A 15,321-nucleotide genomic window follows, 5' to 3' on the forward strand; every position below is an offset into this window, starting at 1 on the left:
CGCTCCGGTATCTGCCAAGTCCGCAACACACCAGCATCAGCGATATTTTCGACAGATTCAGTTATCGCAACTGGCATTTTTTGCCGGTGGGGCAAATCCCTGCCTCACCCCTCCGCCTGCTCCAGCGCCCGGAACATCGAGCAGCGGCGGAATACCTCCTCCGTCGGCGCCGTCTGTTTCTGGCTGCAGTACTTGGCGACCAGCTTGGCCAGGCCCTTGATGTCGCGTCCTGACGCCTGCGGGAAGATGTCCGGCAGGCGGTCGAGCAAATCGGCCTCGATGGTCAGCCCGAACTGGTCGGCCATGACGCCCCAGATCTTTCTGCGGTCGACGCGCTCCGGCGGGTAAAAACGGATCAGCGCGATGCAGCGCGAGACGATGGCTTCGTCGATGTCATCCACCCGGTTGGTCGTCAGGAACAGCAGGCCGTTGAAATACTCCAGCACGCGCAAAAACACGCCGACGACGGCATTCATCGTGATGTTGTCGTCGCGCCGCTTGATATACACGTCGGCCTCGTCGATCAGCATCACCGCGCCCCAGCGCTGGGCGCGGGTCAGCACTTCCTTCAGCGATTTTTCCATTTCCGCGACGTTCAGACCGAGCTGGCCGGAGTGCACGCGGTACAGCGGGCGGCGGATGATTTCCGAGTAAACCTCGGCGGTCAGCGTCTTGCCGACGCCCGGTGGCCCGGCGCAGAGCACCGTCGTACCGCCCGATTTGCCGGCGACGATGTCGTCCATCAGTACGTCCATCTCGGCGGTCAGGATGTCGATCAGGTCGGTCTGCTCGGGCGGCAGCACCAGCTTGTCCTTGAGTTCCGGCTGGTAGGCGTAGGACGCGATGTCGTCCACATGCACCCAGACGTAGTGATGCAGGTCGAGGTGGAACATCAGGATGTAGAAATGCACCGGCAGTTCGGTGAACAGCCCCTTGGCGATGCCGTCGCGGGTTTCCTCGACTTCGCTTTCCTCCTTGCCGGACAAGCGCGCGTTGCGCTGCACGCGGCGCACGAACTTTGCCAGGATGTCGCCGCTGGCATCGAGCGCCAGCACGCGCTCGCCGAGAATGCTTTCATCGTTGACCAGGCGCGCCGGGCTGCCGGTCGACGACAGGATGATCTGGTCCTTGCGCGAATAGTCGGTGTCGCGGTGCGTCGCCGTCGGGTTCTCGGCGAACCAGCCGGTGCCGCTGCCGGAGAACTGCGCGCCGTACTGCGCCCGCCAGTCGAAATAGCGCGCCGCCGCTTCGTCGTAACTCGCCAGCAGCGCTGGCGTTTCCTTGACGTAGCCCTTGCTGGCGAGGATTTCCGGGATCGTCCGGCCGGCGATGTCGGGCCCGGCGATGCGCACGGTGACCATGGCCATCCGGGCGCGCGAATTGGCCTTCAGTTCGACAAAGATCTTGCCGCTTTCCTCTTCCGACGGCGGCGTGTAATCAAGCCGCGTCACCACCCAGGCCAGCGGCTTGCCAGTGATCGCCGCCGAGAACACCCAGCCGCGCGTGGCGTCTTCGGCCAGATAACGGGCGATGGCCGGCACCGCCATTTCAAGTTCTTCGGCATCGAAGCGCTTGCCGCCCTCGGCGAACGCGCTGCGCAAGGTGGCGATCTGCGCGGCGCGTGCGCGCAACTCGGCGTCGCCGGCGGCGTACAGCGCCTGCAGCAAATCGAGTTCAGCGGCTTCGAGTTGCGGGAAAGCCAATTCGACGCGATTGCCGAAACGCAACTGCTCGCGCACGAAGTCGAGACGCGGAAAAGCCTGCAGCATCGTTTCGATGTGCGGCCGGTCGATCTGCAGCTTCATGGGCCGCCTCCCTGTCGTTTGAACAGGCAAAGGACTAGCCAGTTTCGTGCCTTGCGGTCGACCGCGCCAAATCATTAAAAATCAATCGATTGGCGCAAACCGGCATTGTCGTGCTTGCGACAGGCTTTCGTGGGACAATCCCGACCCCGCAGAAGGAAGGACCGCCATGCACCCGCGCAACAAGAACGCCAACGGCTACGATCTGGCCGCACTGACCGCCACCTCGGCCGCGCTGGCGAAGCACGTCAAGACCACGCAGGCCGGCAAGGCCAGCATCGACTTCGCCAATCCAGCGGCGGTCAAGATGCTGAACCGGGCGATCCTGATGCATCACTACGGCGTCAAGGGCTGGGAAATTCCCGAAGGCTACCTGTGCCCGCCGATTCCCGGCCGTGCTGACTACATCCACAGCGTGGCCGACCTGCTGGCCACCTGCAACAAGAAGAACATCCCGGCCGGCGCCAGCGTGCGCGTGCTCGACATCGGCACCGGCGCCAACCTCGTCTATCCGCTTATCGGCCACGCCGAATACGGCTGGTCCTTCCTCGGCGTCGATATCGACGAAGCGGCGCTGACCAACGCACAGGGCATTTTGGCGAAAAATCCGGGGTTGACCGTAGATATCGAACTGCGCCACCAAACGGTCTGGGACAACATCTTCACCGGCTTGCTGCGCACCGGCGAGTACTTCGACCTGTCGATTTGCAACCCGCCCTTCCACAATTCGCCGGATGAGGTGCTGGCAGTCAGCCAGCGCAAATGGAACAACCTCGGCAAGCCGGGCGCCAAGAAAGGCAGCGCCCAGCCGCGCCTCAACTTTGGCGGCGGCGGCACCGAACTGTGGTGCAACGGCGGTGAACGCGCTTTCGTCAAACTGATGATCGAGCAAAGCTGCAACATCCCGAAGCGCGTGCTGTGGTTCACCAGCCTGCTGTCGCAGGGCGAAAACCTGCCGCACATTGAGGCGGCGCTGAAGAAAGCCAAGGTCGTCGAATCGCGCATCATCCCGATGGCGCAAGGCCAGAAGCAAAGCCGGCTGATCGCCTGGACCTTCTGCGCCAACGGCGAACGCGAAAAATGGCGGCGCGAACGCTGGTCGTCGTCACCCGCCTTCTCCACCCCTGCAATTGCCGAACAAGCCAGTCCGCCGACTGACGAAACACCTTCTGCGACCATAGAAGCAAATGCTGGCCCTGGGACCATAGAAGCAAATGCTGGCCCTGGGACCATAGAAGCAAATGCTGGCCCTGGGACCATAGAAGCAACGGCTGGCCCTGGGGTCGACCCCGTATAATTGTCTTTTTCTGTCTGGAATATCTGCCTGTGTTCGACCGCCTTGCTGTACTGCCCCAATACCTGCTGCCCAAACAGGCGCTGACCATCCTCGCCGGCAAGTTTGCATCGACCGAAGCCGGCGAGATGACAACTCGCGTCATTCGCTGGTTTGTTGGCCGCTACAACGTCAACATGGACGAAGCGGCCAATCCGGACATTGCCAGTTACAAGAGCTTCAACGAGTTTTTCACCCGACCGCTGAAAGATGGCGCCAGACCGCAGGCCGCTGCCGGTTTCCTGTGCCCGGTCGATGGCGCGATCAGCCAGTTCGGCGCCATCGAACGCGACCAGATTTTCCAGGCCAAGGGTCACAGCTATTCGACCACCGCGCTGGTCGGCGGCGACCGCGAACTGGCCGCACGCTTCAACAATGGCAGCTTCGCCACGCTGTATCTCAGCCCGCGCGACTATCACCGCATCCACATGCCCTGCGACGGCCGGCTGACCCGGATGATCTACGTACCCGGCGCGCTGTTCTCGGTCAATCCGACCACGGCGCGCGGCGTACCCGGCCTGTTTGCCCGCAATGAACGCCTCGTCTGCGTGTTTGATACGGCCAGCGGCCCGTTCATCATGACGCTGGTCGGCGCGACCATCGTCGGCAGCATGGCAACCGTCTGGCAAGGGGTGATCAATCCGCCACGCCCCGGCGTCGTCCGGGAATGGCGATACGATGGCGAAGCCACGGTCAACCTGAAAAAAGGCGATGAAATGGGCCGTTTCCTGCTCGGCTCCACCGTCGTCATGCTCTTCCCGAAAGACAGCATCGCCTTCAATGCCGACTGGGCACCAACCCGCGCCATCCGGATGGGCGAAGCAATGGGTGAAAAATTCATGGCTCAAACCAAGGCCGGCTGATTGATGGCTGCGCCAGAGAATGCGCCGCGCCGACGTCAGAAAGGCGTCGCCACCTTGGACGAAATGGCGAACTTCGATGCCATCATCGACGTTCGCTCACCGGCCGAATTTGCCGACGACCATATTCCCGGTGCCATTTCCTGCCCGGTGCTCGACAACGCGCAACGCGCCGAGGTCGGCACGCTGTACAAGCAGGTATCGCCCTTTGCTGCGAAGAAACTGGGCGCGGCCTATATCTCGGCCAACATCGCCCAGCACCTGCACAACGGCTTTCTCGAACGCGACAAAAACTGGCGGCCGCTGATCGTCTGCTGGCGCGGCGGCATGCGCTCCGGCGCGATGACCACAGTGTTCCGTGCCATCGGCTGGGATGCCTGCCAACTCGACGGTGGCTACAAGATTTTCCGCAACCATGTGCTGGCACAGCTGGAAACCCTGCCCGACCGCTTCCGTTTCCAGGTCATCAGCGGACCCACCGGCTCGGCCAAGACGCGCATCCTGCAAGCCATTGCACGCCAGGGTGGGCAAGTGCTCGACCTCGAAGAAATCGCCCGCCACAAAGGTTCGGTGCTTGGCCGCCTGCCCAGCCAGCCGCAGCCTTCGCAAAAACGCTTCGAAACACAGATCTGGCAAGCCTTGAGCAGTTTCGACCCGGCCCGGCCGGTGTTTGTCGAATCGGAATCGCGCAAGATCGGCAGCCTGCGCCTGCCCGAACAGCTATTCATCGGCATGCAGGCCGGCCCCTGCCATGAAATCCGGGCCGAACTCGCGCATCGCGTCGAATTCCTGCTGTCCGACTACGATTATTTCGTCAATGATGCGGTCGACCTGAAAAAACACCTCGATACGCTGCGCACGCTGCTCGGCCACGAACTGGTCAACCAGTGGCATGGGCAAATCGATCAACAGGACTTTGCCGGACTGACCGAATCACTCTTGCTCAAGCACTACGATCCGCTCTACGCCCGTGCCCGGCAGCGTGATTACGCCAACAGCCCGCCCACCCTGTTTGCCGCAGCCAGACTGGATAGCGGAGAAATCGAGCGCCTGGCTGCGACCATTCTTGAACACGCCGCCCGAGCCGGGGAGAAAGATAAGGACAAAGACAAGGAGAAAGACAGCGCATGAACGACAAGCAAACCAACAACCCGGACAGCGAACAAACCAAAAGACAACGTGCCATTGTCCTGATTCGCGGCATCAGTGCCATCGCCATTTTCCTGCCGATGCTGTGGATCGCCTGGTACTACACGCCGGTTCCGCTGCTCGTCACGCTCGGTGTGACGGCCGCGCTGGTTTGCATCCGCATCGGTCAGGCCGGCGAAGCACGTTACGGTCGACGCGTCCAGGTCACCGAAATGCTGCCGCTCGGTCGCCAGGGCGACAAGCAGATGCTGATCGGCGGCATCGCCGGTTACCTGATGATCGCCCTGTTCGGCCTGGCCGCCTGGCTGGCCTTTCACGACTGAGATACGTGACTGAGATGCAGAACTGACATGCAGATCTGGGTCGATGCCGACGCCTGCCCCGGCGTCATCAAGGAAATCATCTTTCGTGCGGCCGAACGCCGGCAAATCCAGACTACGCTGGTGGCCAACCAGATGTTGCGCACGCCGCCGTCAAAATATATCCGCGCCATCCAGGTAGCCAGCGGTTTCGACGTCGCCGACGCGCACATCGTTGACCAGCTGGCCCCCGGCGATCTGGTCATTACCGCCGACATTCCGCTCGCCGCGCTGGTCATCGAACGCGGCGCTCACGCGCTGAATCCACGCGGCGAGTTGTACACTACAGCGACCATCCGTGAACGCCTGAACATGCGTGATTTCATGGAAGGCCTGCGCGCCGCCGGCATCGAAACCGGCGGACCAGCCCCCTTCAGCCAGACCGACCGCCAAGCCTTCGGCAACCAGCTCGACCGCTTCCTGGCGAAAATTCCTGGCTAGATATAAACGCCGATCAGAACGCCGGAAAACCGGCTCGCAGGCGAATCAGCCCTTGCGGCCGTGCCCGGTACGCACTTGCGTGGACGCCAGAATACCGCGCAGGATGTTGATTTCATCCTTCTCCAGCCCGGCCCGGCCGAACAAGCGACGCAACTTGGGCATCAAGCGCCCCGGCTGCTGCGGATTGAAAAATCCGGTATCCGTCATCAGCGTTTCCAGATGGCCGTACAGCCCTTCGATCTCGTCGTGCGTGGCCGGTGGCGAGACAAAGGGCGTCGCGCCCTGACTGCTCAACGGCGCCGCGCCGGAAAACGCCGCCATGCGGCACTCGTAGCACAGCACCTGGACGGCCGCGCCGAGATTCAGCGAACTGAAATCCGGGTTGGTCGGAATGGTCACTGCCGCCTGGCATTGCAGCACTTCCTCGTTCGACAGGCCCATCGTTTCGTTGCCAAAAACCAGTGCCACGACACCCTGCTGCGCTGCCTCAAGCAAGCGGGCCATCGTTTCGCGCGGCGTGCCGACCGCTGGCCCGAGATCGCGCTGGCGGGCCGAGACGGCCACGGCAAACACACTGTCGGCCAAGGCTTCAGCCAGCGTCGCGGTGATTTTTGCGTTATCAAGCAGGTCGACCGCACCCGTCGCCCGCGTATCGGCCTCCGGGTCAGGAAACTGCTTGGGGTTGACCAAACGCAGGTCGGACAAGCCCATGGTCTTCATCGCCCGTGCCGCGGCACCGATGTTTCCGGGGTGGCTAGGACGGCAAAGGACAACTCTGATGCGGGACAGCAGGACTTCCGGTTTCATGGTGTAAAATTCGTTCTTTCCCAAATAAGAATCGGGTGGGTTGTCGAGTGGCTTTCAGTCCACGACCGCAGCCGTCCGATCGCTCTTTCATAAGCCATGCATCCAGCCCTCAATATCGCCATCAAGGCCGCGCGTCGCGCCGGCCAAGTCATCAATCGCGCTTCCAACGACCTTGATCTGCTCAAGGTTTCAACCAAGCAGCCAAACGACTTCGTAACCGAAGTCGACAAGGCTGCCGAAGCCGCGATTATCGAAATTCTGCGGGATGCCTATCCGAATTACGGGATTCTAGCAGAGGAGTCCGGTGTAATCCCCGGCAAGAGCGCCGGCAAGGATGAAGCGGATGCGGAATACCAGTGGATCATCGATCCGCTCGACGGCACCACCAACTTCATCCACGGCATGCCGCAATACGCCGTGTCGATTGCGCTGGCCAAGGGCAGCGTCATCGAACAGGCCGTCATTTTCGATCCCAACCGCAATGAATTGTTCACGGCCAGCAAGGGCGGCGGTGCCTTCCTGAACGAACGTCGCATCCGCGTTTCGCGCCGCCTCAAGTTGCAGGACGCGCTGCTCGGTACCGGTTTCCCCTACCGCATGCTCGACAAGATGGATCTCTATCTGGCCATCTTCAAGGAACTGACCGAAAAAACCGCCGGCCAACGCCGTCCGGGTGCTGCTTCGCTCGACCTGGCCTACGTTGCCTGCGGCCGTTACGACGGCTTCTGGGAATTCGGCCTCTCGCCGTGGGACATGGCAGCCGGTGCGCTGCTCATTTCCGAAGCTGGCGGTCTGGTCAGCGATATGCGTGGCGAAGCCAACTATCTGGAAAGCGGCAACATCATCGCCGGCACCCCCAAGGTTTTCGCCCCGCTGTTCAAGGTGATCGAAGACAAGCTGCCGGAATCGATGCGCGGCTAATCGGGAGGCGGCTGATTCTGGCCGCCGTCCGACTGGGCAACAAAAAAGCCGGTTTGCACCGGCTTTTTGCATTTTCAGGCTCCCCCATAAAGAGAAAGCCGGCGCAGAATCACTCGCCGAAGAAATTCACGTCGTAAGGATAAGGCTTCTGCGGAACTTTCGACTGCGCATTGCGATCAGTCGCTTCGACTTCCTGCTTTTTGTCCCACCACAAGGCACGTCCGGCCTTCTGATCTTCAACCCACTGCGGGTTTTTCTCGAGCTGCTCGTTCATCCACTTCGTGTGATCAGAAACGTAACTGGTATTGACGACACCCATTTTCAACATCCTCAGGCTAATCCGGACAAGGGTGAAATTCTAGCATGGCTACGCAGCAGCGTCATTTTCCGGATGGCCGGAAAAACGCTGTTTTAAGCGCTTAAGGCCACCGAACAAAGAACTGTACATCCATACAGCTTTCGATTAATCTACAAGGACTGGTTTTTCATACAGCTCAATGTAATGAGGAGAAAGCACATGAAACAACTGCAAAAATGGTTTGACCTGATCGCCGGCATTTCGGAAGAGGAACAAAAACGCCTGGCTCTGGCCCATGCAATTTTCGGCCAACGCGGCCCAGATCTTGCCGAACTCAGTCGCCCGGCCTGCTGGCGCCGTTCCAGCCACATCCAGCGGCGCAGCGCCTGAGCCTCGCCTGACACAGCGCCCGCCCCCCCGTATTGCACGCACAGACCAGCGGCACGACAAGCTGAAAACAGGCGGGCAGAAAGCCCGGCATTCTCCCAACAAATATCGGCATTCTGGCCATCTCAGGCAGGCAGGCAAGGCCACCTGCGGCATAATGGCGGTTTGGAAGACCAAAGCCGCTCTCGGCGGCAATTTCACTCCGGGGAAATGCAATCATGAAGCGTATCGACATCGACGAGGCCATACGCCAGCACAACAAGTGGCGTCGCCAGTTTCTCAACGCATTTGCCGGTGGCAACTATGCCGACATGCCGCTTTCCGAACACCGCTGCTGTACGCTGGCCAATTCATTGGTCAAATCGCTGGCCGAGCACCAGTCATCCCGGCAGACGCCAGATAATCTATCCGGTTTGATTTCGGTCCACAACCGATTCCACGATCTGGCCAACGAAATTGTCGACCTCAGTCAGAATGGCTTGGGGGATTCAGCGGATTTGCTTTTGCCTGAACTGAACGAAGGTGCGCATCAATTGGTCGCCGCCCTCGATCAATTGCGTGAACAACTGGCTGAATAATTCAGCTTGTTCAAGCTTGTCCGCAAGCAGATGCCGCGACTAAAGCAGCGCGGCACGCCAGAGGGCCAAGCCAACCCAGAGTGCCAAAAGCAGAACAAAGCAGAGCAGGCCGGATAATCCCGGCCCGACTTTGTTGCGCAGCAAGCACGCGACAAGACGACGGGGGGCTCGGGTAATCAGGGCAAAAAGCTGATAAATAGGATTTTTATCACGCTGACTGCCGGCCAGGACATACATAAGCGCCAACCCGAGCAGCGCCAGCCCGAGCATTTCGATCACAGCGCGCAAGGCGCTGATCAGAAACAGCAGCACAAACACCCGCGCCAGACCGCTTCTTTCCTGCAGCGCCCTCTTCTATTCCGCATCGCCAGCATATTCGGCATCCAGTTGCCGCATGCGACGACTGTAATAGACGATGATGCCCAGATAACAGAGCAAGATGCCTTGGGCGGCAAAATAGAAGCCAAAAGGAAAACCGAAAAAGCTGTAGGCATTCAGTTCCCGGGCGAACCAACTGACACAGAAAGTCAGAACGACCCAGATGACCAGCAACCAGGCAGTCAGATGTCGTGTCTTGCGCCAGTAGGGAGAAACCTGATTCATATGCCCTCCCCGCGACGATCCGGCTGTCGGATGCGGGCCAGAAAATCTGCCGCCTGAGGCGATGGACGGGTAAATAGGCTGACCAGCACATTGGTCATGAAGCCAGCCACAATACCGAACACCCCCGCCGAGGTCGATTGCAGATGCAACCAGGGTTTCAGGGGAGCGCCTTCAAGACCGAGCCAGGCAAAGCCGCCGAACTCAAGACGCAGGATGTAGTAAAGCGTCAACAACAGGCCAACCAACATGCCGGCAATGGCCCCGGCCCGCGTTGCCCGCGCCCAGAAAATCCCGAGCACCAATGCCGGGAAGAAAGCCGAACCGGCGATCGAGAATGCCCAGGCCACCATCGACAAAATCGTGCCGGGTTTCTGGGCGGCAACGGTTGCAGCAAAAACCGCGACCACCAGCAACAGCGATTTGGAAATCACCAGACGCAGTTGGGTCGATGCACCCGGACGGAAAATCCGGTAATAAACGTCATGCGACAATGCGCTGGTAATGGTCAGCAACAGGCCATCGGCGGTTGACAGCGCGGCCGCCAAAGCGCCCGCGGCGACCAGTCCGGAAACCACATAAGGCATGCCGGCAATTTCCGGTGTCGCCAGCACGATAACGTCCGGGTTAAGCGACAGCTCAGCCAACTGCAAGATGCCGTCGCCATTGATATCCTCAATACCGACCAGGCCCACCTTGGTCCACGCTGCAACCCAGCCGGGCAATTTGGCAATCGGGATGCCGGCCAGATTGGACAGCACTTCGAACTTGGCGAATACCGCATAGGCCGGTGCCGTGATGTACAGGATGACAATGAATAACAGCGACCAGACCACGGACTCTCGGGCCTGTGACACTGATGGTGTCGTGTAATAACGCATCAGGACATGCGGTAGCGCAGCGGTACCAATCGTCAGGCAGAAAATCAGCCCCAGGAAATTGAAGCGCAAGGCATTTTGTTCTTCAACTGTTTTGGCCGGGAAGGGTTCGGCGTGATGAATTGGCGGTTTACTGCGGTCGACCGCAGTAAACATCTCATTTTCCCAGCGCAATCTGGCCTGTTCCGGATCATGCGGCAGTTCGCGGCGCTGACGTTCCAGTGCGACGATTTCGCGCATCTGTACGTCGCTGGATTTCAGTTCGTTGATCTGGATCGACAAGCGCTCGCGTTCCAGGATCAGCGACTGTGGCAGCTGCATGATTTTCTGTGCATAAAGGTCGGCGCGCTCCTGATAGAGTTCGCGCACCTCCAGCTCCTTGGCTGAGTCGAACAACTGATGTTCGAGCGTGGTCACCTTTTCCAGCACTTGCCCGTAAACCAGTTGCGGAATCGGCACCCCGGTGACGTTGTAGGACAGGATGGCGACCGGCGTTACGTAAGCCACGATCAGGATCAGGTATTGCGCCACCTGCGTCCACGTCACGGCCCGCATGCCCCCCAGGAAGGAACAGACCAGGATGCCGGCCAGACCGACGAAGACCCCGACCTCGAATTGCAAACTGACGAAGCGGCTGGTAATGACGCCGACACCGTAAATCTGCGCAACGACATAAACAAAGGACGCGAGAATGGCCGCAGCGACAGCGACCAGCCGGATGAAATTGCCGCCGTAACGGGCCACCAGGAAATCCGGAATGGTGTATTGCCCGAAGCGCCGCAGATAGGGGGCCAGCAGCAAGGCGACCAGCACGAAACCGCCGGTCCAGCCGATCACGTAAGCCAGCCCCTGGAAGCCTTGCAGATAGAGCGTGCCGGCCAGCCCCATGAAGGACGCCGCACTCATCCAGTCGGCACCGGTCGCCATCCCGTTGAACAGGGCCGGTACCCGGCGCCCCGCCACGTAGTACTCCGAGACATCCGTGGTTCGACTGAAAACGCCGATGGTGGCGTACATCGATACCGTGAAAACGAGGAAAGCATAGCCGACCCAACGCGGCGGCATCCCGTGACGCTCAAGGAGTGCCAGCGTCAGGACGAACAGCACGAAGACCGCCGTGTAATACAGGTAGTAGCGCTGCAGCCGGGTCAACGAATTAAGCATGCCGTCTCGTTTAATGGGTCCGACGCAGGTGGCTGCTGGCTTTCGATTCCTCGATCAGTTCGTCCACCGTATAAACCCCTTTGGCATGTGCGCGCACCACCAGCATTTGCAGCAGGCGGGCCAGCAACAAATTGTTTTCACAGGGGCTACGCCGCCCATCGCCAAGATCAAGGCCAAAAGCAAGCAGCCAGTCATCCAGCGGCATGGGTTTGTGGTGTACCTCGCTGAACATCGCCGGCAGTAACCAAGTCAAGTCGACCCAGCGCGGCTGGAAATTGATGCCCAGTCGCTTCTTCAACAATTGCTCCAGGAAGGCGCTGACGAAAACGACATGGTAGGAAACCAGCGGCGATTTACCGATGAATTGCAAAAATGCCGCCAATTGCCGGTCGACCGCAATATCGTCAGTTGCCGCCGACAAGTCGATGTAGATACTCTGCGCCGGCGAAGCAACGCCTTGATGCATCACCGTGGCAGCAATCGCGGTCACCTGATCGGTTTCTGCATTGGCGCCTGTAGTCGCAATATCGACGATGACGTAGCGCGTCAGATGATGCGATGACTCAAGGCCAGCCAGTTCGAGTCCCTGCCAGGCAACAACAGCAGCCTTGACGTCGGCCGGCAGATTTTCGTTCGGTCCTTCCCCGAACAGGAATTTCTTGATGCCGAACATGATCAGTGATTCACCTGGTAATCGAGCTTGAGACGCGACTGTATCTTGCGCGCCTGACGGAAGGACTCCTTGAGAATCCGGCGATCAAGCTCATTGAGTTTTTCCGGATCAATCAGGTTGTCGCCCTGGCGTCCCGGCTCACCTTCCAGATACTGGTGCTGCAGGCGCAGCAACTGGATGAAGTTCAGACCATCGAGAATGGCGTTGATTTCATCGCCCTTGATGTTCATTTTCTGTGCGGACATTCTCAGCCGCTGGCCGGTATTGGTGCCGTGCACGCCGACGGCCAGCGCGTAAATGCGCGCCACATCGACAAAAATGCGCGAACCATATTTCTTCAGATCGATCTTGCCCGGATGATCCGGCTCGAGATCGGTCAAGAAATCGCGAATCTTGCCCAGCGGAGGACTGACATCGAGGGCATTACGCGCCATGGCCTGCAGGAAAATCGGCGTTGCGGCTGCCTGCGCCAATAAATGCCGGCGCATGGCATCGGCCAGTTCGCTCTTGCCAAAAAGCGGCCGGAAGTCGAAAAAGATGGTTGCATTGAGCAAGGCAGTCGGCTCCGGTGTGCGAATCCACTTGCTGAACTGTGACCGCCACTCGTCCAGCGTCATGCACCACTCGGGATTGCTGGCCATGATATTGCCCTTGCACAACGGGAAACCGACCTTGTCGAGATCCTTGTTGGTATCGAGCGCAAAAGCCAGGAAACGCTGCTTGAGGGCATCCTGCGATTCCCCTTCGGGCACCACGAAAACAATGCCGTTATCCTGATCGGTACTGAAAGTCTGCTCATCGCGGCCTTCCGAACCGAAGGCCAGCCAAGCCCAATCGATACCGGAAAAATCGTGCTTTTCCAGGTTGAGCTGGATGACGCGCCGGGTCAACGCGTCGTTCAGGGCAGAAATGAACTGCGTCAACTGCTCAGCGCCTATCCCTTGCGCCAGCATGTTGAACGACAACTGGCGCACATCGGCGGCAGAATGTTGCAGCGCTTCGACATCCGGTGCGGCCTCGATGGCCTGGCGAATCTGGCGCAAGCCAACGCGCTGCAAGGCAAACAGGTCGCGCTCGGAAACCACGCCGGTCAGGCAGCCGGCGTGATCGGTCACCAGCACATGGCGAATGCCGTGCGTTGCCATTGCCAACATCGCGTCGTACGCCGTGGCATGCTCGCTGAGCATGAAAGGCGAAGACGACATGGCACTGCTGATCGGTGAAGTAAGTTCCAGACCCGCCAGCACGACGCGATCAAGCAAATCGCTGCGGGTAAAAATACCGACCGGTTTCTTCTCCGGATCGGCCACCACCATCGAACCGATACCCTTCAGCGACATGGTTTCCAGCACGCTGCGCAACGGCGTTTCCGGCAAGACGGAAATCGGCTCACGCGTCCCGATACCAACTAGCGGCGAATTCAGCGTCTGCTGTTCGCTCGCCTTCTGGGCAAACTGGGCCTGCAACTGGCGCCGTGACTGGTCGAGCAGGCTGGCAATGTACTGGGTACAGAACAGGTTGAACTCCGGGCTGCTCGACATCAGCAGGAGAAAATCCTCGGCCGGCAGGTGATAGCAGAACGTATCTTCGACTGCCGTATAGATGTTGGTGGAAGGACGCCCCGCCGTCACCGCGCCAATCGGGAAACTCTCGCCCGCCCCCAGGCTGAGAATGGAATATTCGGTCACCGTCACTTCACCCGCCTGGCGGGCCTGCACCTTGCCGGACTCGATCAGGTAAAAGAACCGGACATTGCCGGAATCCGGCCCGACGATCAGGCTCCCGGCCGGATAAAAGGCAATATGCGCCTTTTCGCCGAAGCGCTGCAGCGCTTCGGCTGACATCTTGTTGAACGGCGCATGCTTGCGCAGGAAGGTCATCGTGTTGCCTGCAGCGCGATGCAAACCTTCCTCGCGCAACATGGCTTCAACTTGGTTTACATCCATTTCAGTCGCTCTCCCGATATTTTCTTGTTTTGAATGCACGGCAAATCCTTCCTGATTTACTGTCAAAGTGAGTAGTTTAACTTTAGTCGTTGTTGCAGATGGCGCGCCTGACGCAGTGCTTCACGCAGGATCACGCGGTCGATTTCATGGAGCGAAGAAGGGTGAAAACCCGCTTGCTCCATCCCGCTCTGGCTTGCTTGATGCTCCAGGCGCAAGCGCAGAATCTGTGACAGCGCCGCCTGGGCCACGCGGATTTCGTAATCCTTCATGCACCCCAAAGGTCCGGCATCGCGCAAGCGGTCGAAGGTATTGACCGCCGACACGCCGCTGGCCAGCGCCAGGATGCGGGCGGTGTCGACGAACAGTCGGCTGCCCAGTTTTTTCAAATCCACGGTTTCTGCGTCGTCGACCGCAACATCGCCGAGAAAACCCAGCGGCGGATGCACCGCCAGGGCATTGACCGCCATCAAATGCAGAAATGCCGGGGCATCGGCGGTCAAGCGAGAAACCAGTTCGCGCAAGGAAACACCGAGTTCAAAATGACCGTACAAGGGGCGAAAATCGAAGAAGATCGTCGCATTGAGCAAAGCTTCCGGTTCTGGACAACGGACCCAGTCAATGAACTTGCCACGCCATTCATCCAGCGACAAACACCAAGCGGGATTGCCCGCCATGATCTCGCCGGGACAACGGGTGAAGCCGCAGGCCGCAAGGTGCTCGTTGGCTTCCCGGGCAAACGGCAGGAACAATTCACGCAATGCTTGGGCCTCGCTGCTGCTGGTAGCGACGAAAACCAGTCCGTTATCCTGATCGGTGACCAGCGTCTGTTCATCGCGCCCTTCCGAGCCCATCGCCAACCAGCACCATTCGGTCGGCGGCAATCGATGGCGACGGGCGACCAGTGCCAGCACACTTGCGGTCAACTGGTCGTTGAGGCGAGAAATCAGGCGTGTCGCGGCTTCGCCCGACAAACCGCTGACTGGAATCCGGCGCTGGAAATCGTGCAAGCGCCTAGCCAGTTCAGGTGCCAGTGCCAGATCGCCAAGCGCTGCGAGCTCGCCGGACAATGCTGCCAGTTCTATACACGGCAGCCCCGGCATTTCCGGCAAAGACACGCACGCCATG

At 59.7% G+C, this 15,321-nt stretch carries 17 protein-coding genes; 8 read left to right on the forward strand and 9 right to left on the reverse strand.

The window, feature by feature from the left end; genetic code table 11:
* Nucleotides 1-104: 104 nt before the first annotated feature.
* Complete coding sequence (locus tag RCI20_RS01025) at nt 105-1,805, reverse strand: ATP-binding protein (protein ID WP_306602604.1); 1,701 nt, start codon at nt 1,803-1,805, stop codon at nt 105-107.
* A 166-nt stretch (nt 1,806-1,971) separates the two neighbouring features.
* Between RCI20_RS01025 and rlmF the strand changes: the two genes are divergently transcribed.
* From rlmF to RCI20_RS01050, 5 genes are read left to right on the forward strand one after another with little or no spacing between them, the layout of a single operon-like run.
* A complete protein-coding gene (gene rlmF, locus RCI20_RS01030; RefSeq protein WP_306602605.1) occupies nt 1,972-3,099 on the forward strand; it encodes a 23S rRNA (adenine(1618)-N(6))-methyltransferase RlmF in 1,128 nt (375 codons plus the stop codon).
* A 29-nt stretch (nt 3,100-3,128) separates the two neighbouring features.
* A complete protein-coding gene (gene asd / locus RCI20_RS01035) occupies nt 3,129-3,998 on the forward strand; it encodes an archaetidylserine decarboxylase (protein ID WP_306602606.1) in 870 nt (289 codons plus the stop codon).
* 3 nt (nt 3,999-4,001) lie between these two features.
* Nucleotides 4,002-5,126: a tRNA 2-selenouridine(34) synthase MnmH gene (gene mnmH, locus RCI20_RS01040; RefSeq protein ID WP_306602607.1), complete on the forward strand. Its 1,125-nt coding sequence runs from the start codon at nt 4,002-4,004 to the stop codon at nt 5,124-5,126.
* The gene (locus tag RCI20_RS01045) at nt 5,123-5,467 is read left to right on the forward strand and encodes a hypothetical protein (protein ID WP_306602609.1); all 345 of its coding nucleotides are present in this window, start codon (nt 5,123-5,125) and stop codon (nt 5,465-5,467) included. Before mnmH ends, RCI20_RS01045 begins: the two co-directional genes overlap by 4 nt.
* Before the next feature lie 27 nt (nt 5,468-5,494).
* A complete protein-coding gene (locus tag RCI20_RS01050) occupies nt 5,495-5,944 on the forward strand; it encodes a YaiI/YqxD family protein (protein WP_306602610.1) in 450 nt (149 codons plus the stop codon).
* Nucleotides 5,945-5,989: 45 nt separating this feature from the next.
* Here RCI20_RS01050 and RCI20_RS01055 read toward each other — a convergent pair whose 3' ends face one another.
* The gene (locus RCI20_RS01055; RefSeq protein ID WP_306602612.1) at nt 5,990-6,751 is read right to left on the reverse strand and encodes an RNA methyltransferase; all 762 of its coding nucleotides are present in this window, start codon (nt 6,749-6,751) and stop codon (nt 5,990-5,992) included.
* A gap of 96 nt (nt 6,752-6,847) precedes the next feature.
* On the opposite strand from RCI20_RS01055, the gene RCI20_RS01060 reads away from it, so the two are divergent.
* On the forward strand, nt 6,848-7,672 hold the full coding sequence (locus tag RCI20_RS01060; protein ID WP_306602613.1) for an inositol monophosphatase family protein: 825 nt from the start codon (nt 6,848-6,850) through the stop codon (nt 7,670-7,672).
* A 109-nt stretch (nt 7,673-7,781) separates the two neighbouring features.
* Here RCI20_RS01060 and RCI20_RS01065 read toward each other — a convergent pair whose 3' ends face one another.
* Nucleotides 7,782-7,991, reverse strand: coding sequence for a DUF3460 family protein (locus RCI20_RS01065; protein WP_306602615.1), 210 nt, complete (start codon nt 7,989-7,991; stop codon nt 7,782-7,784).
* A 198-nt stretch (nt 7,992-8,189) separates the two neighbouring features.
* Here RCI20_RS01065 and RCI20_RS01070 point away from each other — a divergent pair, with 198 nt between their 5' ends.
* Entirely contained in the window at nt 8,190-8,360 is a 171-nt protein-coding gene (locus RCI20_RS01070; protein ID WP_306602616.1) for a hypothetical protein, read from the forward strand.
* 215 nt (nt 8,361-8,575) lie between these two features.
* Nucleotides 8,576-8,935: a CZB domain-containing protein gene (locus tag RCI20_RS01075; RefSeq protein WP_306602617.1), complete on the forward strand. Its 360-nt coding sequence runs from the start codon at nt 8,576-8,578 to the stop codon at nt 8,933-8,935.
* Nucleotides 8,936-8,974: 39 nt separating this feature from the next.
* Here RCI20_RS01075 and RCI20_RS01080 read toward each other — a convergent pair whose 3' ends face one another.
* From RCI20_RS01080 to RCI20_RS01105, 6 genes are all read right to left on the reverse strand, one after another.
* Complete coding sequence (locus tag RCI20_RS01080) at nt 8,975-9,247, reverse strand: hypothetical protein (RefSeq protein WP_306602618.1); 273 nt, start codon at nt 9,245-9,247, stop codon at nt 8,975-8,977.
* A 42-nt stretch (nt 9,248-9,289) separates the two neighbouring features.
* Complete coding sequence (locus tag RCI20_RS01085) at nt 9,290-9,538, reverse strand: DUF4212 domain-containing protein (RefSeq protein ID WP_306602619.1); 249 nt, start codon at nt 9,536-9,538, stop codon at nt 9,290-9,292.
* Nucleotides 9,535-11,577, reverse strand: a complete 2,043-nt coding sequence (locus RCI20_RS01090) for a sodium:solute symporter family protein (RefSeq protein ID WP_306602621.1) — start codon at nt 11,575-11,577, stop codon at nt 9,535-9,537. The genes RCI20_RS01085 and RCI20_RS01090 overlap by 4 nt, the downstream gene beginning before the upstream one ends.
* Before the next feature lie 10 nt (nt 11,578-11,587).
* Nucleotides 11,588-12,250, reverse strand: a complete 663-nt coding sequence (locus tag RCI20_RS01095) for a hypothetical protein (protein ID WP_306602622.1) — start codon at nt 12,248-12,250, stop codon at nt 11,588-11,590.
* 2 nt (nt 12,251-12,252) lie between these two features.
* On the reverse strand, nt 12,253-14,196 hold the full coding sequence (locus tag RCI20_RS01100) for a DUF294 nucleotidyltransferase-like domain-containing protein (protein ID WP_306602623.1): 1,944 nt from the start codon (nt 14,194-14,196) through the stop codon (nt 12,253-12,255).
* Between the two features lie 62 nt (nt 14,197-14,258).
* Entirely contained in the window at nt 14,259-15,320 is a 1,062-nt protein-coding gene (locus RCI20_RS01105) for a DUF294 nucleotidyltransferase-like domain-containing protein (protein ID WP_306602624.1), read from the reverse strand.
* Between the last annotated feature and the right edge of the window lies 1 nt (nt 15,321).

Origin of the sequence: Azonexus sp., assembly GCF_030824335.1 — a bacterium.
In the GTDB taxonomy this organism is placed as follows: Bacteria; Pseudomonadota; Gammaproteobacteria; order Burkholderiales; family Rhodocyclaceae; genus Azonexus.